This is a genomic window from Kitasatospora sp. NPDC004289 (genome assembly GCF_053602875.1).
The window spans coordinates 67,876-88,506 of record NZ_JBSGEL010000006.1 but is presented as its reverse complement, the minus strand read 5'-3'; the positions used below and the strand labels follow the sequence as shown (position 1 = coordinate 88,506).

19 protein-coding genes and 1 tRNA gene are annotated in these 20,631 nt (G+C 71.1%); 12 read left to right on the top strand and 8 right to left on the bottom strand.

The genetic code is table 11. The features are described from left to right. The first annotated feature begins 79 nt into the window (after positions 1–79). Complete coding sequence (locus tag ACWEPF_RS05785; protein ID WP_345290430.1) at positions 80–274, top strand: helix-turn-helix transcriptional regulator; 195 nt, start codon at positions 80–82, stop codon at positions 272–274. Between the two features lie 168 nt (positions 275–442). Continuing rightward, positions 443–1,189, top strand: coding sequence for an MBL fold metallo-hydrolase (locus ACWEPF_RS05780; RefSeq protein ID WP_345290431.1), 747 nt, complete (start codon positions 443–445; stop codon positions 1,187–1,189). Positions 1,190–1,212: 23 nt separating this feature from the next. Here the strand turns inward: ACWEPF_RS05780 and ACWEPF_RS05775 are convergent, their stop codons facing one another. The 5 genes from ACWEPF_RS05775 to ACWEPF_RS05755 all read right to left on the bottom strand — a co-directional run bounded on the left by ACWEPF_RS05775 (position 1,213) and on the right by ACWEPF_RS05755 (position 7,961). Beyond that, positions 1,213–2,487: an LLM class flavin-dependent oxidoreductase gene (locus tag ACWEPF_RS05775; protein ID WP_452171568.1), complete on the bottom strand. Its 1,275-nt coding sequence runs from the start codon at positions 2,485–2,487 to the stop codon at positions 1,213–1,215. Continuing rightward, positions 2,484–3,413, bottom strand: a complete 930-nt coding sequence (locus tag ACWEPF_RS05770; RefSeq protein WP_452171567.1) for an LLM class flavin-dependent oxidoreductase — start codon at positions 3,411–3,413, stop codon at positions 2,484–2,486. Before ACWEPF_RS05770 ends, ACWEPF_RS05775 begins: the two co-directional genes overlap by 4 nt. 238 nt (positions 3,414–3,651) lie before the next feature. Then, on the bottom strand, positions 3,652–4,902 hold the full coding sequence (locus tag ACWEPF_RS05765) for a PTS transporter subunit EIIC (RefSeq protein WP_345290434.1): 1,251 nt from the start codon (positions 4,900–4,902) through the stop codon (positions 3,652–3,654). Between the two features lie 288 nt (positions 4,903–5,190). Next, positions 5,191–6,429, bottom strand: coding sequence for a PTS transporter subunit EIIC (locus ACWEPF_RS05760; protein WP_380149622.1), 1,239 nt, complete (start codon positions 6,427–6,429; stop codon positions 5,191–5,193). A 242-nt stretch (positions 6,430–6,671) separates the two neighbouring features. Next, positions 6,672–7,961: a PTS transporter subunit EIIC gene (locus ACWEPF_RS05755; protein ID WP_452171566.1), complete on the bottom strand. Its 1,290-nt coding sequence runs from the start codon at positions 7,959–7,961 to the stop codon at positions 6,672–6,674. Between the two features lie 343 nt (positions 7,962–8,304). On the opposite strand from ACWEPF_RS05755, the gene ACWEPF_RS05750 reads away from it, so the two are divergent. The 4 genes from ACWEPF_RS05750 to rdgB all read left to right on the top strand — a co-directional run bounded on the left by ACWEPF_RS05750 (position 8,305) and on the right by rdgB (position 10,535). Next, positions 8,305–8,538, top strand: a complete 234-nt coding sequence (locus tag ACWEPF_RS05750; RefSeq protein ID WP_345290435.1) for a PTS glucose/sucrose transporter subunit IIB — start codon at positions 8,305–8,307, stop codon at positions 8,536–8,538. A gap of 111 nt (positions 8,539–8,649) precedes the next feature. Beyond that, positions 8,650–9,384 carry a ribonuclease PH gene (gene rph / locus ACWEPF_RS05745; RefSeq protein ID WP_345290436.1) on the top strand — a complete coding sequence of 245 codons (735 nt, stop codon included), beginning with the start codon at positions 8,650–8,652 and terminating at the stop codon, positions 9,382–9,384. 95 nt (positions 9,385–9,479) lie between these two features. Next, a complete protein-coding gene (locus ACWEPF_RS05740) occupies positions 9,480–9,866 on the top strand; it encodes a hypothetical protein (protein WP_452171565.1) in 387 nt (128 codons plus the stop codon). Between the two features lie 60 nt (positions 9,867–9,926). Next, positions 9,927–10,535 carry an RdgB/HAM1 family non-canonical purine NTP pyrophosphatase gene (gene rdgB / locus ACWEPF_RS05735; protein WP_452171564.1) on the top strand — a complete coding sequence of 203 codons (609 nt, stop codon included), beginning with the start codon at positions 9,927–9,929 and terminating at the stop codon, positions 10,533–10,535. Between the two features lie 87 nt (positions 10,536–10,622). On the opposite strand, the gene ACWEPF_RS05730 is transcribed toward rdgB, so the two are convergent. Next, positions 10,623–10,705: transfer RNA gene (locus ACWEPF_RS05730), tRNA-Leu, on the bottom strand. 498 nt (positions 10,706–11,203) lie between these two features. Here ACWEPF_RS05730 and ACWEPF_RS05725 point away from each other — a divergent pair. Next, positions 11,204–13,567, top strand: a complete 2,364-nt coding sequence (locus ACWEPF_RS05725) for a chitinase C-terminal domain-containing protein (RefSeq protein WP_452171628.1) — start codon at positions 11,204–11,206, stop codon at positions 13,565–13,567. 88 nt (positions 13,568–13,655) lie between these two features. On the opposite strand, the gene bcp is transcribed toward ACWEPF_RS05725, so the two are convergent. After that, positions 13,656–14,132, bottom strand: coding sequence for a thioredoxin-dependent thiol peroxidase (gene bcp, locus ACWEPF_RS05720; RefSeq protein ID WP_345290439.1), 477 nt, complete (start codon positions 14,130–14,132; stop codon positions 13,656–13,658). A gap of 144 nt (positions 14,133–14,276) precedes the next feature. Here bcp and ACWEPF_RS05715 point away from each other — a divergent pair, with 144 nt between their 5' ends. After that, positions 14,277–14,624 carry a DUF3618 domain-containing protein gene (locus ACWEPF_RS05715; protein ID WP_345290440.1) on the top strand — a complete coding sequence of 116 codons (348 nt, stop codon included), beginning with the start codon at positions 14,277–14,279 and terminating at the stop codon, positions 14,622–14,624. Positions 14,625–14,800: 176 nt separating this feature from the next. Further along, on the top strand, positions 14,801–15,103 hold the full coding sequence (locus ACWEPF_RS05710) for a GroES family chaperonin (protein ID WP_345290461.1): 303 nt from the start codon (positions 14,801–14,803) through the stop codon (positions 15,101–15,103). On the opposite strand, the gene ACWEPF_RS05705 is transcribed toward ACWEPF_RS05710, so the two are convergent. After that, positions 15,094–17,511, bottom strand: coding sequence for a transglycosylase domain-containing protein (locus ACWEPF_RS05705; RefSeq protein ID WP_452171563.1), 2,418 nt, complete (start codon positions 17,509–17,511; stop codon positions 15,094–15,096). The genes ACWEPF_RS05710 and ACWEPF_RS05705 overlap by 10 nt on opposite strands. A 339-nt stretch (positions 17,512–17,850) precedes the next feature. On the opposite strand from ACWEPF_RS05705, the gene ACWEPF_RS05700 reads away from it, so the two are divergent. The 3 genes from ACWEPF_RS05700 (at position 17,851) to ACWEPF_RS05690 (ending at position 20,522) form a co-directional block, all read left to right on the top strand. Continuing rightward, positions 17,851–18,696 carry an ABC transporter permease gene (locus ACWEPF_RS05700; protein WP_452171562.1) on the top strand — a complete coding sequence of 282 codons (846 nt, stop codon included), beginning with the start codon at positions 17,851–17,853 and terminating at the stop codon, positions 18,694–18,696. 73 nt (positions 18,697–18,769) lie between these two features. Beyond that, entirely contained in the window at positions 18,770–19,534 is a 765-nt protein-coding gene (locus ACWEPF_RS05695) for an ABC transporter permease (RefSeq protein WP_380149643.1), read from the top strand. A gap of 28 nt (positions 19,535–19,562) precedes the next feature. Next, positions 19,563–20,522, top strand: a complete 960-nt coding sequence (locus ACWEPF_RS05690; RefSeq protein ID WP_345290444.1) for an ABC transporter ATP-binding protein — start codon at positions 19,563–19,565, stop codon at positions 20,520–20,522. Positions 20,523–20,631: the final 109 nt, after the last annotated feature.

Sequence of the window (20,631 nt, the reverse complement as noted above, 5' to 3'; positions counted from 1 at the left end):
AGTCCGTTCCGCCCTAAAGATTCTCGTTGGGCCGGAAAAGCTGACCACGGAAGATCACCCGCACCTGAAGGTGGCCCAGATGTCCTTTTGCAGCCGCGAGTTGTGGTCCTACTCGGAGATCGCCCGGCACATCAACGTCCAGCCCGACACGGTCCGCAACTACCGCCGCCACGGCCTGCTGCCCGACCCGGACGTGGTGGACGGCAGCGGCCACCCGCGCTGGTTCGCGGAGACCATCCGGGCCTGGGCCCGCAACCGCCCGGGGAACCGGTGACGCCCCGTCCGCCGTCGGCGGCCCGTTCTGGTGACATCAGCCACAGCACGGCACGGGGACGGGGGCAAAGTGACGTCCGGCCCTTACTCTCGTCAGGCAGCCCGGCCACCGCCAGTCGGTGGGCGTCCGGGGCTCGGACCATGACCAGACGGGGTGGAGGGGCTCGGCATGAAACTGACCGTGGTGGGGTGCTCGGGGAGCTTCCCCTCGGCCGAGTCCCCCTGCTCCAGTTACCTGGTCGAGGCCGACGGCTACCGGGTCCTGCTGGACCTCGGCAACGGCGCGCTCGGCGCGCTGCAGAAGTACGCCGGGCTCTACGAGATCGACGCCATCCTGCTCAGCCACCTGCACGCCGATCACTGCATCGACCTCTGCGCCTACTGGGTGGCCCGCAACTACCGCATGGAGGGCTGCCCGGACCCGGTGCCGGTGTACGGCCCGACCGGCACCGCCGAGCGGCTGGCCCGCGCCTACGACATGCCCGAACAGCCGGGCATGACCGAGGTGTTCGACTTCCACACGCTCGCCGAGGGCAGCTTCGAGCTCGGCCCGCTGCGGATCACGGTGGCCCGGGTGAACCACCCGGTGGAGGCCTTCGCCTTCCGGATCGAGCACGAGGGCCGCAGCCTGGTCTACTCCGGGGACACCGGCGAGTGCCCGGAGCTGGTCGAACTCGCCCGGGGCACCGAGCTGTTCCTCTGCGAGGCGGCCTACACGGACGGCAAGGAGACCTTCGCGGCGGTCCACCTGAACGGCCGCGAGGCCGGGCAGCACGCGGCCGCCGCCGGGGTCGGCCGGCTGGTGCTCACCCACATCCCGCCGTGGACCGACCCCGAGGTCAACCGCCGGGACGCCCAGGCCGCCTTCGCCGGACCGGTCGAGGTGGCCCGCCCCGGCGCCGTCTACCAGCTCTGACGGCGCCGGGCGCCCGGCGGGGGTCAGGGGCTGCCGGTCAGCCGCTCCCGCAGCGTCCCCACCGGATACTCGGTGCGGTGCACGCCGCGCCGCTGGAGCAGCGGCACCACGTGCTCGACGAAGTCGTCCAGCCCGCCCGGCGTCAGGTGCGGGATCAGGATGAAGCCGTCCGCCGCGTCGCGCTGGACGTGCTCGTCCAGGGCCGCGGCCACCGACTCCGGCGTGCCGACGAAGGAGTGGCGGCCGCTCAGCTCGATCACCACCTCGCGCGAGCTGAGCCCCTTCTCGGTGGCCAGCTTCCGGTAACGGGCCGCGAGTTCGAGCGGATAGCCGAGCCGGGTGCGGCCCTGGACGAGGGCGGAGCCGATCACCGGGTCGGCGGCCGGGAGCGGGCCGTCCGGGTCGTGGTCGGAGAGGTCGAGGCCCCAGATCTGCTCCAGGTGGGCCAGCGCGGTGCGCGGGCCGACCTGCTGACGGCGGATCAGCGCCGAGCGCTCGGCGGCCTCCGCCTCGGTGGAGCCGAGCACGAAGGTCACCCCCGGCATGATCTTCAGCTGCTCCGGCCGCCGCCCGTACGCCGCCAGCCGCCGCTTCACGTCGGCGTGGAAGGCCCGGCCGGCCTCCGGGGTGGAGTGCCGGCTGAACACCACGTCGGCGTGGGCGGCGGCGAACTCCCGCCCCTCGTCCGAGTCCCCGGCCTGGATGATCACCGGCCGCCCCTGCGGCGAGGGCGGCAGCGGCCCTGCGCCCTCGACGGTGAACTGCGGCCCGGAGTGGAGCACCGCCCTGCCGTCCGAGGCCCAGAACTCCGAGGCCAGCTGGACGAACTCCTCGGCCCGCCGGTACCGGTCGGCGTGGTCCAGGTAGCCGCCCCGGCGGAAGTTCGCGCCGGTGAAGGCGTCGTTGGAGGTGACCACGTTCCAGGCCGCCCGGCCGTCCGAGAGGAAGTCCAGGGAGGCCAGCCGACGGGCGAGTTCGTACGGCTCGTTGAAGGTGGCGCTGACCGTGGCGGCCAGACCGAGGTGGGTGGTGACGGCGGCCAGCGCGTTCAGCACGGTGATCGACTCGGGGCGGCCGAGCACGTCCAGGTCGTGGATGCGGCCGTTCACCTCGCGCAGCCGCAGACCCTCGGCGAGGAAGAAGAAGTCGAACAGGCCGCGCTCGGCGGTGCGGGCCAGCTCGTGGAAGGAGCTGAACTCGATCTGGCTCCGGGAGGCCGGATCGGCCCAGACGGTGGTGTTGTTGACGCCGGGGAAGTGCGCGGCGAGGTGCACCTGCTTCTTCTGCGTCCGGCTCATCGGGCGGCTCCGGCCACGGCGGCGTAGCGGGAGACCGGACGGGCCAGGCCGAGCCGGTCCCGCAGGGTCCCGCCGCGGCCGCTGCCGGCCGCCGTGGCGTCGATGAACTCCCGCAGGTCGGCGGGCAGATGACGGGGCACCAGGTGCAGGCCGTCCACCGCGCCGGCCCAGTCGGCCGGGCGGACGCCGGGGGAGACCCGGGCCAGCACCAGCAGCTCGCGCCCGGCGGCGGTCCGCAGCGCGGCCCGGGCGGTGGCGGCGGTCTGCGGGGAGGGGGCGTCCAGCAGTACCAGGTCGGCCTGGTGGAGCGCCAACTCCCGCCGGGCGCCGGTCTCCTGGTGGTCGAGCCGGACCGCCACCACCGGGCGGCCCTGCGGCGGGCGCGGGGTGATCGAGGGGCCCTTGACCGAGAACCACCGGCCCTCGAAGTCCGCGTAGTGCAGCTTCTCCCGGTCGACGAAGCGGCCGGTGGCCAGGTCACGGATCTCCGCGTCGTCCTCCCAGCTGTCCCAGAGCCGGGCGGCCACCTCGACGGCGTCGGCGGCCTCCTGCCACAGCTCCTCGACGGGCAGCACCGCCCGGCGGCCGAAGGCCCGGGCCTCCTCCTCGGTGGCCGAGACGTCGACCAGCCAGCCGGCCCGGCCCTCGCTCACCCAGTCCAGGGTGTTCACCGCGAGCGAGGTGTGGAAGGGCTCGGTGTGGGTGGTGGTGACGGTCGGGACGAGCCCGATCCGCGAGGTGGCGGGGGCGACCCGGGCGAACACCGCGAGGGCGTCCAGCAGGTTGGAGCCGGGGGCGAGCGAGTCGTCTAGGGTGACGAAGTCCAGCCCGCCGCGCTCGGCGAGCAGGGCGAGTTCGGTGTAGTGCGCGGCGGTCAGCGGCCCGGGGCCGTCCAGACCGGAGGAGAGCAGCAGGGAGTGGGGCACGGCGGGGCCTCGGCCTTCCGGAGGTGGTGTCGTGTCTGGGCTGGGATCAACCGCAGCGACGACACGCCGCCGACCACACGCGACCGAAGTCGATGTGGTCGCGGGTCACCAGGAAGCACGAGGCGCGCATGCCCCCAGTGGACCAGCGGTCCTGGCGGCCCGTCAACCTCCGTCCACAACGCACCGACCCCGACCGGCAGTTGCCGGTCGGGGTCGGTGGGGTGGAGCGGGGGCCGGATCAGGCCTTGGTGATGTCCTCGATCTCGGCGTCGTCCTCGCGACCGGGGGTCTTGAGGTCGAACTTCACGATCGCCCAGCGGAACAGGACGTAGTAGAGGGCCGCGAAGACCAGGCCGATCGGGATGATCAGCAGCGGCGAGCTGGCCTTGGAGTAGGCCAGGCCGAAGTCGATCAGACCGGCGGAGAAGGTGAAACCGACCTTCACGCCGAGCGCCCAGGTGACGGCCATCGAGACGGCGGTCAGCACGGCGTGGATCACGTACAGCGCGGGGGCGATGAAGACGAAGGCGAACTCGATCGGCTCGGTCACACCGGTGACGAAGGAGGTCAGCGCGAGCGACATCATCATGCCCATCACGGCGGCGCGGCGCTCGGGCTTGGCGGCGTGCGCGATGGCCAGCGCGGCGGCGGGCAGCGCGAACATCATGATCGGGAAGAAGCCGGAGGTGAACTGACCGGCCGTCGGGTCGCCGGCGAAGAAGCGGGTGATGTCACCGTGCACGACGGTGCCGTCGGCCTTGGTGTAGTCACCGGTCTGGAACCAGGCGTACGAGTTGACGAACTGGTGCATGCCGACCGGCAGCAGACCGCGGTTGATCAGGCCGAAGGCGCCGGCGCCGAGCGCGCCCGCACCGATCAGGGTGTCGTTCAGGCTGGCGATCGCGTCGCCGATCGGGCCCCAGCAGAGCGCGAAGAACACACCGACGGCGGTGCCGACGAAGGCCATGATGATCGGGACCAGGCGGCGGCCGTTGAAGAAGCCGAGCCAGTCGACCAGCTTGGTGCGGTGGTACTTCTGCCACAGGATCGCGCTCAGCAGGCCGATCACGATGCCGCCGAGCACGCCCGGGTTCTGGTAGGTGGGGGCGACCCACTTGCCGTCGGCGATGTGGCCCTCGGTGATCGGGAACGCGGTGAGCACGTTCTTGTAGACCAGGAAGCCGACCAGCGCGGCGAGCGCGGTGGAGCCGTCGGCCTTCTTCGCGAAGCCGATCGCGATGCCCACCGCGAACAGCAGCGGCAGGTTGGCGAAGACGGCGTCACCGGCGGTCAGGAAGACGGCGGCGACCTTGCCCCAGCCGAGGCCGTCCTTGCCGAACACGTCGTCCTGGCCGAGGCGGAGCAGCAGACCCGCGGCCGGGAGGACGGCGATCGGGAGCTGGAGGCTGCGGCCGATCTTCTGCAGGCCCTGGAGCAGGCTCTGGCCGGCCTTCTTGGCCGGGGACGGCGCCGTTGCTGTCGTGGTCATGGGGGTGGTTCCTCAACGTCAGGGCGGGTCGGTCGGGGGCGGTGCATCGGGGGCCGAACCGCGAACTGGTCTACACCACTAGTGGTGTAGACCAGTTTTCTAGCACGGGCGGAGGAGCCTCGGTACCCCCGGGTGCCGCGCAGGTGGGAAGCGCTATGAAATCGAAACCTTCTTTTGGATTGGTGATCATGGTTACCCGCCGTAATCGCGATTTTGGCGAGTTGCGCAACAAAAAGGCCCGCTCCGGGTGGGGGTTCCACCGGGAGCGGGCCGCGGGCTGAGGGGGTGTCAGTCCTTGGTGATGTCCTCGATCTCGTCCTCGGGCTCGCGGCCCGGGGTGGTGAGGTTGAACTTGGTGATCGCGAAGCGGAAGAGCCCGTAGTAGAGCGCCGCGAAGCAGAGTCCGATCGGGATGATCATCCAGGGCTTGGTGGCGAGGTTCCAGTTCAGCGCGTAGTCGATCAGGCCGGCCGAGAAGCTGAAGCCGTCGTGCACCCCGAGTGCCCAGGTGAGCGCCATCGAGAGGCCGGTGAGCAGTGCGTGGATCACGTACAGCACCGGGGCGATGAACATGAAGGAGAACTCGATCGGCTCGGTGACGCCGGTGATGAAGCTGGTCAGCGCGACCGAGACCATCATGCCCATCACGGCCTTGCGGCGTTCCGGGCGGGCGCAGTGCGCGATGGCGATGGCGGCGGCCGGGAGGCCGAACATCATGATCGGGAAGAAGCCGGACATGAACTGACCCGCCGTCGGGTCACCGTGGAAGAAGCGCGGGATGTCGCCGACCCAGGTGTGGCCGGAGGCGTCGGTGAAGCTGCCGACCTGCTGCTGGAAGAAGGTGTTGAGGAACTGGTGCATGCCGATCGGGATCAGCATCCGGTTGGCCACGCCGTAGATTCCGGCGCCCGCCGATCCGAGGCCGACCAGCCAGTCGCTCGCGTTGGTCAGGCCGGTGCCGATCGGGCCCCAGGCCAGGCCGACCACCACGCCGACCAGGGTGCCGACGAAGGCCATGATGATCGGGACCAGGCGGCGGCCGTTGAAGAAGCCGAGCCAGTCGACCAGCTTGGTGCGGTGGTACTTCTGCCACAGGATCGCGCTCAGCAGGCCGATCACGATGCCGCCGAACACCCCGGGGTTCTGTGGTGATCCCTTGGGCAGCGCCTCGGTGACGGTGCCGGCCATCGGAAAGGCCGTCAGGACGTTGTGGAACACCAGGTAGCCGACCAGGGCGGCGAGTGCGGTGGAGCCGTCCGCCTTCTTGGCGTAGCCGATCGCCACGCCGACGCAGAACAGCAGCGGCAGGTTGGCGAAGACGGCGTCGCCCGCGGTCGCGAAGACCGTGGCCACCTTGCCCCAGCCGAGGCCGTCCTTGCCGAAGACGTCGTCCTGGCCGAGGCGGAGCAGGATGCCGGCGGCCGGCAGTACGGCGACCGGGAGCTGGAGGCTGCGTCCGATCTTCTGGAGACCTTGCAGGAGGCCGGCTCCGGGCCTCTTCGCCGGTGCGGCGGCGGTCGTGCTCATGGGCTGTCCTTCGGGCGGTGGGCGGCGTTGCGCACCGATCGGTGATCGGCCGATTGGTCTACACCAGTGGGGTGCGAAAGCTTTTCTAACACGCCGTTTAAGTCCGGAGGAAATAACTGCGACACTTCTGGTTTTGCCAATTCCGGCGTGAATTCCGCCAGGGCACTTGGTCCCTTCTCCGGCATGCCGAAAGGCCCCCGGACCGGTGGGTCCGAGGGCCTTTCGGGCGGATTGACGGAGGGTCAGGCCTTGGTGACGTCCTCGACCTCGTCCTCGTCCTCGCGTCCGGGGGTCTTGAGGTCGAACTTGATGATGACGAAGCGGAAGACCACGTAGTAGACCACCGCGAAGCAGAGTCCGATCGGGATGATCATCCAGGGCTTGGTGGCCAGGCTCCAGTTGATGACGTAGTCGATCAGGCCGGCCGAGAAGGAGAAGCCGTCGTGCACGCCGAGGCCCCAGGTGACCGCCATCGAGACGCCGGTGAGGATCGCGTGCAGGGCGTACAGCGCCGGGGCGATGTAGGCGAAGGAGTACTCCAGCGGCTCGGTGACGCCGGTGACGAAGGAGGTCAGGCCGACCGAGAGCATCAGGCCGGTGATCTCCTTGCGGCGGTGCGGCTTGGCGCAGTGCGCGATGGCCAGGGCGGCTGCCGGGAGGGCGAACATCATGATGGGGAAGAAGCCGGAGGTGAACTGACCGGCCGTCGGGTCGCCCGCCAGGAAGCGGTTGATGTCGCCGTTCACCACGGTGCCGTCCGGCTTGGTGAAGGAGCCGAACTGGAACCAGAGGAAGGTGTTCAGCAGCTGGTGCATGCCGATCAGCAGCAGGGCGCGGTTGGCGAGGCCGAAGATGCCGGAGCCCACCGCGTCCAGGTCGGAGAGCCACTCGGAGAAGGAGTTGAGCGCGTCGCCGATCGGCGGCCAGACCCAGAGGCAGAGGCAGGCGAAGGCGAGGCCCATCACGGCGGTGATCATCGGGACCAGGCGGCGGCCGTTGAAGAAGCCGAGCCAGTCGACCAGCTTGACCCGGTGGTAGCGGACCCAGAGCCAGGCCGACATCAGACCGATCGCGATGCCGCCCAGCACGCCGGGGTTCTGGTAGACCGCGTTGGACGACTTCTGGGCGGCGTAGTCCACGCACTGGTTGCCGACCAGCTTGGCCGCGCCGGTGCAGTCCTCGGGGAAGGCGGCGAGGACGTTGAAGTAGACCAGGAAGCCGACCACCGCGGCCAGCGCGGTGGAACCGTCGGCCTTCTTCGCCATGCCGATCGCCACGCCGATGCAGAACAGCAGCGGCAGGCCGAGGGTGGAGCTGAGCAGCGCGCCGCCGGCGGACGCGAAGACCTTGGCCACGTTGTCCCAGCCGAGGCCGTCGGCGCCGAACACGTCGGGCTGGCCGATCCGGTTGAGCAGGCCGGCGGCGGGGAGCACGGCCACCGGGAGCTGGAGGCTGCGGCCCATCTTCTGGAGGCCGCCGTACAGGCCGTGCCACCACTGTTTCTGCGGAACTGCCGCGCCTGCCGAACTCATCATCGTCCTCCGAGTGCCGAACCGGTCCGGGCAGGAACACCGGAGGGCGTCGGCGCGTTGTCCGAAGTGCACCTAATATTGGTGTAGACCACTTCTGGCACTGCGGGTCCGACGGGTCCGAGTTCCCACTGATCGTCATCCTCGGGTGATCATCGGCGGCGCGCGCGTCGTGCTCGGCCAAAAGTGGACTAACGTGACAAGTCGGTCGGAATCGGGCGATGCTGTCCGGGTGCCGTCATGGGCGCGGCATCTGAGCCCGCGTCACTTTCCGGCCACTGCCACCAGCACCGAGCGGTACGGCTCCGGGCACAGCCGCCGGGGGCCGAGACAGAGGGAGAAGGACATGGCCAGCAAGGCTGAGAAGATCGTCGCCGGTCTCGGCGGGATCGACAACATCGAAGAGGTCGAGGGCTGCATCACCCGCCTCCGCACCGAGGTCAAGGACTCCTCCCTGGTCGACGAGGCCGCGCTGAAGGCCGCCGGCGCCCACGGCGTCGTCAAGATGGGCACCGCGATCCAGGTCGTCATCGGCACCGACGCCGACCCGATCGCCGCCGACATCGAGGACATGATGTGAGCTGAGACCCCCTCAGGTCTCCGATCACCGCTCCGGCCCGTCACCCCGTCAGGGGGTCGACGGGCCTCAGCGTTTCCGGGTGGGGCGCCCGCAGCGGATAGGCTCGGGGCCATGTCTCGCATCGACGGCCGCACGCCCGATCAGCTCCGCCCGGTCACCATCGAACGCGGATGGAGCAAGCACGCCGAAGGCTCCGTCCTGGTCTCCTACGGGGACACCAAGGTGCTCTGCACCGCCAGCGTCACCGAGGGCGTGCCGCGCTGGCGCAAGGGCAGCGGCGAGGGCTGGGTCACCGCCGAGTACGCCATGCTGCCCCGGGCCACCAACACCCGCGGCGACCGCGAGTCGGTCCGCGGCAAGATCGGCGGCCGCACCCACGAGATCAGCCGGCTGATCGGCCGTTCGCTGCGCGCCGTGATCGACCACCGCGCGCTGGCCGAGAACACCATCGTGCTCGACTGCGACGTGCTCCAGGCCGACGGCGGCACCCGCACCGCCGCCATCACCGGGGCCTACGTCGCCCTGGTGGACGCCGTCTCCTGGGCCCGCGAGAAGAAGCTGCTGCGCGCCAAGGGCCAGCCGATCACCGGCGGCGTCAGCGCCGTCAGCGTCGGCATCATCGACGGCGTCCCGATGCTCGACCTCCGCTACGAGGAGGACGTCCGGGCCGAGACCGACATGAACATCGTCTGCACCTCCGACGGCCGCTTCGTCGAGGTCCAGGGCACCGCCGAGGGCGCGCCCTTCGACCGCGCGCTGCTGGACCAGCTGCTCGACCTGGGCACCCTGGGCTGCGCCGAGCTGGACGAGGTCCAGAAGAAGGCGCTGGAGTCGCTCCAGGCCTGACCGTGCGTCGGGACCCGCGGAGCGGACCGGTCCGGGAACCGGGGAGGGCCGTCACTCGTCCTCCCCGGTGCCCGCCCACCCGACCGGAGGACCCGATGCCGTTCCGCACCCACCGCTCCACCGTCCTGTCCGTCGCCGCGCTCGCCCTGGTGCTGCCGCTCGCGGTGGGCTGCTCGGCCGCGCAGAAGGCGCTGGACTGCGGCAACACCGCGGTGACCGTCAGCACCGACATCGCCAACGTGAGCAGCGCCTTCGGGAACGCCCAGAACGACCCGCAGGCGGCCGGCCAGGCGCTGCAGAAGCTCAAGACCGACCTGGACCAGCTGGGCCGCAACTCCAGCGACACCGACGTGGCCAAGGCGGTCACCGACCTCCAGACCCAGGTCGAGAAGCTCCAGCAGGCGGCGAACGGCAAGCAGGTCCCCGACCTCAAGCCGCTCGGCGACGCCGCCGCCAACCTCACCAAGGTCTGCACCGGCTGACGCTCCGTCGAGGACGGGTCGGCGGGCCCCGGGGTCCCTCCCAGACCCTAGGCTGGCCGCATGACTACCCGACGACTCGTCCTCGCCACCCGGAACCGGCACAAGGTGACCGAGCTGCGCGACATCCTCGGTGCGGCCGGCCTCGACGTGGAGCTGGTCGGGGCCGACGCCTACCCGGAGATCCCGGACGTCCGGGAGACCGGCGTGACCTTCGCGGAGAACGCCCTGCTGAAGGCGCACGCGCTGGCGCGCGCCACCGGCCTGCCCGCCGTCGCCGACGACTCCGGGCTCTGCGTGGACGTGCTGAACGGCGCGCCCGGGATCTTCTCGGCCCGCTGGGCCGGGAAGCACGGCGACGACCGGGCCAACCTCGACCTGCTGCTGGCCCAGCTCTCCGACATCGCCGAGCCGCACCGCGGCGCGCACTTCGCCTGCGCGGCGGCGCTGGCCCTGCCGGACGGCACCGAGCGGGTGGTGGAGGGCCGGCTGCTCGGCACGCTGCGCACCGAGCCGGCCGGCAGCGGCGGCTTCGGCTACGACCCGGTGCTCCAGCCGCTGGGCGAGACCCGGACCTGCGCCGAGCTCACCCCGGACGAGAAGAACGCCATCAGCCACCGGGGCCAGGCCTTCCGCGGACTCGCGCCGGTGGTCCGGGAGCTGCTCGGCTGAAGCGCCGTCAGGCCCGCGCCGCCCTCTGACGCGACGTGAGAAGGCCCCCGCCTCCGAGTGGTTCGGAGGCGGGGGCCTTCCCCGTTGTGCGGCCTGAGGGATTCGAACCCTCACGAGGTCTCCCTCACGGGCACCTAAAGCCAGCGCGTCTGCCGTTCCGCCAAGGCCGCAGGGTGCTTCGTCGCCATGCTACTTGGCCGGTCGGCCGCCCGGCACCCGCCTTCCGGCCGGTACCCGCCGGGCGTGCGCCGGGGCGGCCCGTCGGCGCTGCCGGATCCGGCCACGGCGGCACCCCGGGGCCCGGCCGGGTCACCGTGATCGTCTCGATGCCGCAGCGGTGGCACGGCGGGCCCGGAACGCCACCGGATGCGAAGCACCACTGGGGCCAAGGGGTCGCGCGCATACGGAAGATGAACGGGTGATGAGGATCACCTGACGGTTCAGGTCTCGGTTCTTCGTCGATTGGTACAGACCTATTGACCTGTGTGGTTCAGACCACATAGCTTCTCGGCAATTCCCCCACAGCGTGCGTTCCCACAGCGCGCGCCGGCACTCTCCCCCTGGAGGAACGAGTGTTGATCCGATCCACGACGGAGCAGCGTCCCACCGCTGCGGGCCGTCGGACGTCCGGCAAGCGCGTGGCCTTCGCCACCTCTGCCGCCGCCGCCATGGCCGGTCTGCTCGTCGCCACGCTCGGCACCGCGCCCTCGCAGGCCGCCGCCGCCGTCGACAACCAGTCCTGTCGCCCCGACGGGATGTACACCACGCCCGGCGTGGACGTCCCGTACTGCAGCGTCTACGACACCGAGGGCCGCGAGAAGATGGGCGCGGACCACCAGCGCCGCATCATCGGCTACTTCACCGGCTGGCGCACCGGCAAGGACGGCACGCCCGCCTACCTGGTGAACAACGTCCCGTGGGACAAGGTCACCCACATCAACTACGCCTTCGGCCACATCGACGGCAGCAACAAGCTCTCGGTCGGTGACGACACCCCGACCAACGAGGCGACCGGCATCACCTTCCCCGGCGTGGCCGGCGCGGAGATGGACCCGACGCTTCCGTACAAGGGTCACTTCAACCTGCTGACCAAGTACAAGAAGCAGTACCCGAACGTCAAGACCCTGATCTCGGTGGGTGGTTGGGCCGAGACCGGCGGCTACTTCGGTGCCGACGGCAAGCGCGTCAACTCGGGCGGCTTCTACTCGACCACGGTCAACGCGGACGGCTCGGTCAACCAGGCCGGCATCAACACCTTCGCGGACTCCTCGGTCGACTTCATCAAGAAGTACGGCTTCAACGGCGTCGACATCGACTACGAGTACGCCACCTCGATGAAGGACGCGGGCAACCCGCTCGACTGGACCACCGCGAACGCCAAGCGCGGCTCGCTGGTCAAGGCCTTCGACGCCCTGCTGAAGACCATGCGCGAGAAGCTGGACCGGGCCGGCGCCGCCGACGGCAAGCACTACATGCTGACCGTCGCCGCTCCGTCCTCCGGGTACCTGCTCCGCGGCATGGAGACGTACCAGATGGCGAAGTACCTGGACTACGTCAACATCATGTCGTACGACCTGCACGGCGCCTGGAACAAGTACGTCGGCCCGAACGCCTCGCTGTTCGACGACGGCAAGGACGCCGAGCTGGCCGCCGCCAACGTGTACGGCACCTCGCAGTACGGCGGCATCGGCTACCTCAACACCGACTGGGCGTACCACTACTTCCGCGGTGCGATGACGGCCGGCCGGATCAACGTCGGCCTCCCGTACTACACCCGCGGCTTCAAGAACGTCACCGGCGGCACCAACGGTCTCTGGGGCACCGCCTCGACCAACACCTGCCCGGCGGGCTCCGGCCTGACCACCTGTGGTGACGGCGCGGTCGGCATCGACAACCTCTGGAACGACAAGGACACCAACGGGGTCGAGTCCCCGGCGGGCTCCAACCCGATGTGGCACGCCAAGAACCTGGAGAAGGGCATCCTGCCCGACTACCTCTCCAAGTACGGCCTGACCGACACCGCGCTCCAGGGCACCTACACCCGCAACTACGACTCGACCCTGGTCGCGCCGTGGCTGTGGAACGCGCAGAAGAAGGTCTTCCTCTCCACCGAGGACGAGCAGTCGGTCGGCGCCAAGGCCGACTACGTCGTGAACAACGGCATCGGCGGCGCGATGATCTGGGAGCTCGCGGGCGACTACAAGTGGGACGCCGCGAAGAACCAGTACGTCCCGGGCTCGACCCTGACCTCGCTGATGTACGACAAGTTCAAGGCCGCCTCCGGCTACGGCGCGACCCGCTCCACCATCGCGCTGCCGAAGCAGACCCTGCCGATCGACATCCAGTTCAACAACTTCGCGCTGGGCGACTCGAACTACCCGATCAGCCCGAAGCTGCAGATCACCAACAACTCCACGGTGACCCTGCCGGGCGGTACCGAGTTCCAGTTCGACTACTCGAGCTCGGCCCCGGGCAACGCCAAGGACTCCTCAGGCTTCGGCCTCACCACGATCCGTCAGGACCACACCGGCAACAACGTCGGCGGCCTGAAGGGCATCTACAACCGGGCCTCGGTCAAGCTGCCGTCCTGGCAGTCGCTGGCCCCGGGCGCCTCGCTCACCATGGACTTCACCTACTACCTGCCGGTCTCGACCCCCGGCAACTGGACCGTGAACGTCGGCGGCACCCTCTACGGCCTGGCCGTGGACCTGACCCGCGGCAGCGGCGGCGCGACCACCTCGCCCTCGCCGTCCACCTCGCCGAGCACCTCGGCCTCCCCGAGCGCGTCGGCCTCGCCGTCCGCCTCGGCCAGCCCGAGCGCCTCGGCCTCCCCGTCGGCCTCGGCCAGCCCCTCGGCCAGCCAGACCGGCGGCACCTGCACCGCGCCGAGCTGGAGCGCCGGCGCCGTGTACGCCACCACCACCAAGGTGTCCTGGAAGGGTCGCAACTACCAGAACAAGTGGTGGACGACCAACGAGGACCCCTCGACCACCGGTCAGTGGGGCGTGTGGACCGACCTCGGCCCCTGCTGAACTGAGGCGCTGAGGTAACAGACGGCGGTGGCGGTGCACCCGGTCGGGGGGTGCACCGCCACCGCTCCTTCGCGTTCCTGACGGACGGTCAGGCGGTCTCGATCTTCAGGTCGCGCAGCAGCTTGGCGACGTGGCCGGTGGCCTTGACGTTGTAGAGGGCGCGCTCGACCTTGCCCTCCTCGTCGACGATCACGGTGGACCGGATGACGCCCTGGTAGGTGCGGCCGTAGTTGACCTTCTCGCCGTAGGCGGCGTAGGCCTCCAGGACGGCGTGGTCCTCGTCGGCGAGCAGGGTGACCTTGAGGTTCTCGGCCTCGCGGAACTTGCCGAGCTTGGCCGGCTTGTCCGGGGAGATGCCGATCACGTCGTAGCCGGAGCCGGCGAAGACCTCCAGGTTGTCGGTGAAGTCGCAGGCCTGCTTGGTGCAGCCGGGGGTGAGGGCGGCCGGGTAGAAGTAGACGATCACCTTGCGGCCGAGGTGGTCGGCGAGGGAGACCTGGTTGCCGTCGGCGTCCGGCAGGGTGAAGGCGGGGGCGGTGTCGCCGGCCTGAAGGCGCTCGCTCATGGTGGGGCTTCTCCTCGTGCTCGCTCGTGGGTCGTGCCTCGGCCAACCTACCTCCGTTGGTGGGTGGCACTGCGCGGCCCGGGCGGGGAGCTGACAGACTGACACCTGACGTAGCGCAAGACCGAGTGAGAAGGGGTGGCCCGAGTGGGCAAGGCCGGAGCACAGCAGAACGCGGGGCGGTCCACCGCACAGATCGAGGCGGACATCGCGCGCACCCGCACCCAGCTCGCGGCGACCCTGGACGAGCTGGCGGTCCGGGTGCACCCGAGCACCATCGCCGCCCAGACCAAGGCCAAGGTGGCGGGCGCGGTCGAGGAGAAGGCCGGCCGGGCGTACGTGGCCGCCAGTGGTGCGGTGGAGCAGCTCAAGGCGCGGTTCACCGACGAGAAGGGACAGCCGCGTCCGGACCGGATCGTCCCGGCGGCGCTGGTCGGCGTCGGCGTGGTGCTGCTGGTCGCCGCGGTGCGGCGGCGCGGTCGCGGACGCGACTGAGTACGCGGAGCAGGCGGACGGGGTCGGGCCCATCGGGCCCGGCCCCGTCTCCGTGTGCCGGTCCGGCGTCACGCCGGCGCGGGTGTCCGGGTACCGTCGGGGGCGTGAACGAAGAGCTGAACGAGCAGCGGGAACAGACCAGGCACGAGCGTCTGGGCGAGAAGCTGCCGATCAAGATGCTGCACGACCGGGTGCTGGTGAAGACCGAGGGCAGCGAGGGGGAGCGCCGCTCCACCGGCGGCATCCTCATCCCGGCCACCGCCGAGCTGTCCAAGCGCTGCACCTGGGCGGAGGCGGCCGCGGTCGGCCAGAGCGTGCGCTCGGTGGAGCCGGGCGACCGGGTGCTGTACGACCCGGAGGACAAGCTGGAGGTGGAGGTGGGCGGCGCCACCTACGTGCTGCTGCGCGAGCGCGACCTGCACGCGGTGGCGGCCGTCCGTTTCGGTGACGCGGAGGGCTCGACCGGGCTCTACCTCTGAGGGCCTGACGGGGACTCGGGAGCGCGGGCAGCGGCGGCCTCCTGGTCCGCCGGGCCCGGTGCCCGGCTGGTGCCCTGCGAGGGGAGCCGGCTGGGCGGTGCGGCCGGGCCGGTCGCCGGGCCGGTCGCCGTGGCGGAGCCGCTGCCGGACGGCGTGCCGGTGGGGGAGCGGTCCGGGCGCCGGGACGGGGAGAGCGGGGACGAGGGGGAGAGCGGGGCCACCGGGGTCCGGCTCGGGGCCGTCGCGGAGGCCGTCGGCGAGGTGGTGGGCGGGGCGGTGGCCGAGGCCGTCGCGGAGGCCGTCGGCGAGGCCGGTTCGGACGGCTGCGCGTTGCCCCGGCTGGGCTGGAGGTCGAACTGCCGCACGGGGGAGCCGCGCAGCGCCCCGGTCATGTAGGCGGTCCAGATCTGGGTGGGGAAGGCCCCGCCGTTGATCCGGCTGTAGCCGGCCGTGCCGGCCAGCGACTCCTTGGCGTGGGTGTCCGGGTTCTCCCTGAACAGGCCGACCACGGTGGCCAGTTCGGGCGTGTACCCGGCGAACCAGGCGGACCGGTTGCTGTCGGTGGTGCCGGTCTTGCCGGCCGCCGGGCGGCGCAGCCCGAGGGCCCGGGCGCCGGTGCCGCCGGGGGCGACGACGTCCTGGAGCACGTCGGTGACGGCGTCGGCGGTGCCCCGGCCGACCGCCTCCCGGGCGGTGTGGGCGGGGAGTTCGGGCAGGTCGGTGTAGCCGCTGGAGCGCTCCAGCTTCAGCACCGCCCACGGGGCGTACGCCTGGCCGTGGTTGGCGAGCGCGGCGTAGGCGGCGGCCAGGTCCACCGCGCTCGGGGTGGCGGTGCCCAGCGTCATCGAGGAGTTGGCCGGGTCCATGCCGGGGGTGGCCGCGGGCAGTCCGAGCCGGACGGCGGTGTCCCGGACCTTCGCCAGCCCGGCGTCCACGCCCTCCTGGGCGTAGACCGAGTTCACCGACTTCACCATGGCGTACCGCAGGGTGATCGAGCCGTAGTCGACGTCGTCCTCGTTGGGCGGGGCGTAGGCGGTCGGGCCGCCGACCACCGGTCGGCGGGTGGAGCCGTCGTAGAGGGTCTGGGTGGTGATCGGCCGCCCGTCCTGGGTGCGGCCGCCCTCCAGCCCGGCCGCCAGGTCGAAGGGCTTGAAGGTGGAGCCGACCTGGTTGTCCTGCCGGAGCGCGTCGTTGTACTGCTGCTTGGCGTAGTCCGGCCCGCCGTACGCGGCCACCAGCTTCCCGGTGGCCGGCTCCACCGAGGCCCCGGCGACCCGGACGTCGGTGTCGGTGCCGGGGCGCGCGGCCGGGTCCAGCTCGCTGGTCAGCTCGTCCTTCACCGCCTGGACGAAGGCGTCCTGCCGGGCCTTGTCGAAGGTGGTGGTGATCCGCCAGCCGCCGGCCTTGAGGGTGGCGGCGTCCAGCACGTCGTTGCCGGTGAGGTAGGAGTCGGCGATCTCCACCAGGTACCCGGCCTGGCCGCCGAGGCCGGTGACCGGCTGCGGGTCCAGCGGTTCGGGGAAGGCGGTGGCGGCCCGGGCGGCGGCGTCCAGGAAGCCGAGCGAGACCATGCCGTCCAGCACGTAGTTCCACCGGGTCAGGGCGCGGTCGCGGTTGACCGGGGTGGCGGTCTTCACGTCGTAGGCGCTGGGGGCCTGCAACAGGGCGGCCAGGTAGGCGCCCTGACCGACGCTCAGCCGGGAGACGTCCACCCCGTAGTAGGCCTTGGCGGCGGTCTGGATGCCGTAGGCGTTGCGGCCGAAGTAGCTGGTGTTGAGGTACCCCTGGAGGATCTCGTCCTTGCTCTGCCGCTGGTCGACCTTGAGCGCGATGAAGAGCTCCCTGACCTTGCGGGACAGGGTCTGGTCCTGGGTCAGGTAGTAGTTCTTGACGTACTGCTGGGTGATGGTGGAGCCGCCCTGGGTGCCCTTGCCGGTGGCGGTGTTCCACGCCGCCCGCGCCATCCCGCGCAGGTCGACGCCCTTGTTCCGGTAGAAGCTGCGGTCCTCGGCGGAGACCACCGCGTGCTGGGTGTCCAGCGGGATCTGACGGATCGGCACGTCCTGGCGGTTCACCGAGCCGGTGCGGGCCAGTTCGGTGGTGCCGTCGGCGTAGAAGTAGACGTTGCTCTGGGCCACCGCCCGGGTGTTCGGGTCCGGGACGGGGACGATCAGGTAGAGCGTCACGAAGCCGGCCAGGCCGAGCAGCAGCAGGGTGAGCAGGGTGGCGACCACCATCCGCCAGGTGGGCACCAGCCGACGCCACCAGGGCAGGGCCCGACGGCGCGTCCTGCGGGCCGTGCGCCGGGCGCGACGGCGGTCGCGCCGGGAGCCCTCGGCCCGGTCCTCCGACTCCAGGCTGTCGGGGGCCGGTCCGTCGGCGTCTCGGCGCTCCGGCTGCTGGTCCATGGGGGAAGTATGGGCGATTTGACAGTGAATCAGCTGGTTTGACGAGGCGGAATGCGCAGGGGCGGGGCCGGCGGGGTGGTGGGTCGGCGGGCGGCGCGGCGGCGGTCCGGCGGTAAATCGGCTGCGCGGTGCGGGCGCCGGCGGTACGTTGAAAGGTGACAACCCCATAGCGCAGCAGGTCCCAGCACAGACCACCAGCTCCGCCCGCGACTCCCGGCACCCCCGGGGGCCAGCCGGTCGGAGCCGCTCCGGTCTGCCCCCGGGTGCGTTCCTGCCGCGCACTTCGCCATGCCTCCGCGCGCCCCCGTGCGGACAGAAAAGTCGACAAGGAGACATATGATGCTGCTCGCACAGCGGCTCCGCCCTCCGGATCGGTCGGGCACCGCCCGGCTCTACCTCGGGGTGGCGGCCGGGGCGTTCCGCCGCTACTCGACCTACCGGGCGGCCACCCTGGCCGGGGTCTTCACCAACACCGTCTTCGGCTTCGTCCTCGCCTACACCTTCCTGGCCCTCTGGCAGGCCCGCCCCGGGCTCGGCGGCTACGACGCCGACCGGGCGGTGGCCTACATCTGGGTCAGCCAGTCGCTGCTGATGACCGTCGCGGTCTGGGGCGGCGGCTTCCAGGACGACGTCCAGCAGCGCTTCCGCACCGGCGACATCGCGGTGGACCTCTACCGGCCGGTGGACTTCATGGGCTGGTGGCTGGCGACCGACCTCGGCCGGGCCGGTTTCCAGCTGCTCGGCCGGGGCCTGGCGCCCACCGCGATCGGCGCGCTGGCCTTCGGCTTCGCCCTCCCCGTCAGCCCGCTGGTCTGGGCCGCCTTCCTGCTCTCGGTGCTGCTCGCGGTGGTGGTCAGCTTCGGGCTGCGCTTCCTGGTCGCGCTCACCGGCTTCTGGCTGCACGACTCGGAGGGCATCCGCTCGGTGATGGTGGTGGTCGCGATGTTCTTCTCCGGCGCGCTGCTCCCGGTGGTGGTCTACCCCGGCTGGCTGGGCACCCTGGCGACCGTGCTGCCCTGGTCCGGCATGGTGCAGATCCCCACCGACGTCATCCTGGAACGGCGCACCGGCACCGCCCTGTTCACCGGCCTGGCCTTCCAGCTCGCCTGGGCCGTCGGCCTGCTGGCCCTCGGCCGGGGCGTCCAGCTGCTGGCCACCCGCAAGGTGGTGGTCCAGGGTGGCTGAACTCCTGATCCCCCGCCAGGGCTTCGCCGCCAAGGCCGCCTGGGCGCTGCGCTCCTGGTGGCTGGTGGCCGCCATGTGGAACCGGGCCAGCATGGCCTACCGGGCCTCCTTCACCATGATGCTGGTGGCCAGCACCGTGATCACCGCGCTGGACTTCGTGGTGATCCTGCTGATGTTCCAGCACACCGAGCAGCTCGGCGGCTGGTCGCTGGCCGAACTCGCCTTCCTGTACGGCACCTCCGGCTTCGCCCTCGGCACGGCCAACCTGCTGGTCGGCTGCGTGGACGCGCTCGGCGACCGGATCCGCACCGGCACCCTGGACACCATGCTGATCAGGCCCGCCGCCGTGCTGGCCCAGCTCTGCGCCGAGCGCTTCACCCTGCGCCGGGTCGGCCGTCCGATCCAGGCCGCCGCGGTGCTGGGCTGGGCGATCGGGCGGCTGGACGTGCGGTGGACGGCGGACAAGGTGCTGCTGCTCGCGGTGATGCTCGTCTGCGGCAGCGTCATCTTCTGCACCGTCTTCATCGGCTTCGCCACCGTGCAGTTCTGGTGGGGCGAGGCCGGCGAGTTCCAGAACGCCTTCACCTACGGCGGCGGCACCCTGCTGCAGTACCCGCCGACCGTCTTCGCCAAGGAGGTGGTGGCGGGCACCGTCTTCGGCCTGCCGCTGGCCTTCGTCAACTGGCTGCCCGCGCTGCACGTCCTGGGCAAGCCGGACCCGCTCGGCCTGCCCGAGGCCTTCCGCTTCGCCTCGCCGGTGGCCGCCCTGCTCTGCGTGCTGGCCGCCGGGCTGGCCTGGCGGGCCGGGCTGCGGGCCTACCGCGGCACCGGCAACTGACCACTCTCGCGTACGGAGGTACGGACACATGTCTCTGATCGAACTCGACGACGTCAGCCGGGAGTTCACCGTGCGGGCGAAGGCCGGCCGGTTCCGCCGGGAGAAGCGGACGGTCCGCGCGGTGGACGGGCTGAGCTTCCGGGTGGAGGCCGGCGAGTGCGTCGGCTACATCGGGCCGAACGGCGCCGGGAAGTCCACCACCATCAAGATGCTCACCGGCATCCTGGTGCCCACGGCCGGCCGGCTGCGGGTGGCCGGGGTCGAGCCCGCCCGGGAGCGGGTGCAGCTGGCCCGCCGGATCGGGGTGGTGTTCGGCCAGCGCACCACCCTCTGGTGGGACCTGCCGCTGCGCGACTCCTACGAGCTGGCCCGGCGGATCTACCGCATCCCCGACGCCCGGTACCGGGAGAACCTCGGACGCTGCGTCGAACTGCTGGACCTGGGAAGCCTGTTGGACACCCCGGTGCGCCAGCTCTCGCTCGGCCAGCGGATGCGCGGCGACCTGGCGGCGGCCCTGCTGCACGACCCGCAGGTGCTCTACCTGGACGAGCCCACCATCGGGCTGGACGTGGTGAGCAAGGCCCGGGTCCGCGAGTTCCTGCGCGAGGTCAACCGGGACCGGGGCACCACGGTCCTGCTCACCACCCACGACCTGACCGACATCGAGCAGCTGTGCGGCCGGGTGATGGTGATCGACCACGGGCGGGTGGTCTACGACGGCGGCCTGGACGGGCTGCACGCGGCGGCGGAGAGCGAGCGCACCCTGGTGGTCGACCTGGCCGAGGAGGGGCCGGAGATCGCGGTGCCCGGAGCCCGGGTGGTGAAGGTCGAGGGGCCGAGGCAGTGGCTGGCCTTCCCGGCCGAGCAGAGCGCCGCCCCGCTGGTGGCGGCGGTCGCGGAGCGGTACCCGCTGGTCGACCTCTCGGTGCGCGAGCCGGCCATCGAGGACGTGATCGCGCGGATGTACGCCGAGGTGGCGATCGGCTGACCCGGTGATCAGGTGTGCGGTGCGTTCACTCGTGAGGGTGGATTCCGTGACTCCGGGGTGTCGCTGCTCGTTGACATCCCGGAGTACCGCACGGGCACGAGGAGTTGGG

Excerpts from the sequence above, each read along its gene's own strand:
- ACWEPF_RS05785 (WP_345290430.1), top strand. The coding sequence starts at position 80 with ATGTCCTTTTGCAGCCGCGAGTTGTGGTCCTACTCGGAGATCGCCCGG.
- ACWEPF_RS05780 (WP_345290431.1), top strand. The coding sequence starts at position 443 with ATGAAACTGACCGTGGTGGGGTGCTCGGGGAGCTTCCCCTCGGCCGAG.
- ACWEPF_RS05775 (WP_452171568.1), bottom strand. The coding sequence starts at position 2,487 with ATGAGCCGGACGCAGAAGAAGCAGGTGCACCTCGCCGCGCACTTCCCC.
- ACWEPF_RS05765 (WP_345290434.1), bottom strand. The coding sequence starts at position 4,902 with ATGACCACGACAGCAACGGCGCCGTCCCCGGCCAAGAAGGCCGGCCAG.
- ACWEPF_RS05760 (WP_380149622.1), bottom strand. The coding sequence starts at position 6,429 with ATGAGCACGACCGCCGCCGCACCGGCGAAGAGGCCCGGAGCCGGCCTC.
- ACWEPF_RS05755 (WP_452171566.1), bottom strand. The coding sequence starts at position 7,961 with ATGAGTTCGGCAGGCGCGGCAGTTCCGCAGAAACAGTGGTGGCACGGC.
- ACWEPF_RS05750 (WP_345290435.1), top strand. The coding sequence starts at position 8,305 with ATGGCCAGCAAGGCTGAGAAGATCGTCGCCGGTCTCGGCGGGATCGAC.
- rph (WP_345290436.1), top strand. The coding sequence starts at position 8,650 with ATGTCTCGCATCGACGGCCGCACGCCCGATCAGCTCCGCCCGGTCACC.
- ACWEPF_RS05740 (WP_452171565.1), top strand. The coding sequence starts at position 9,480 with ATGCCGTTCCGCACCCACCGCTCCACCGTCCTGTCCGTCGCCGCGCTC.
- rdgB (WP_452171564.1), top strand. The coding sequence starts at position 9,927 with ATGACTACCCGACGACTCGTCCTCGCCACCCGGAACCGGCACAAGGTG.
- ACWEPF_RS05725 (WP_452171628.1), top strand. The coding sequence starts at position 11,204 with ATGGCCGGTCTGCTCGTCGCCACGCTCGGCACCGCGCCCTCGCAGGCC.
- bcp (WP_345290439.1), bottom strand. The coding sequence starts at position 14,132 with ATGAGCGAGCGCCTTCAGGCCGGCGACACCGCCCCCGCCTTCACCCTG.
- ACWEPF_RS05710 (WP_345290461.1), top strand. The coding sequence starts at position 14,801 with ATGCTGCACGACCGGGTGCTGGTGAAGACCGAGGGCAGCGAGGGGGAG.
- ACWEPF_RS05705 (WP_452171563.1), bottom strand. The coding sequence starts at position 17,511 with ATGGACCAGCAGCCGGAGCGCCGAGACGCCGACGGACCGGCCCCCGAC.
- ACWEPF_RS05700 (WP_452171562.1), top strand. The coding sequence starts at position 17,851 with ATGCTGCTCGCACAGCGGCTCCGCCCTCCGGATCGGTCGGGCACCGCC.
- ACWEPF_RS05695 (WP_380149643.1), top strand. The coding sequence starts at position 18,770 with ATGTGGAACCGGGCCAGCATGGCCTACCGGGCCTCCTTCACCATGATG.
- ACWEPF_RS05690 (WP_345290444.1), top strand. The coding sequence starts at position 19,563 with ATGTCTCTGATCGAACTCGACGACGTCAGCCGGGAGTTCACCGTGCGG.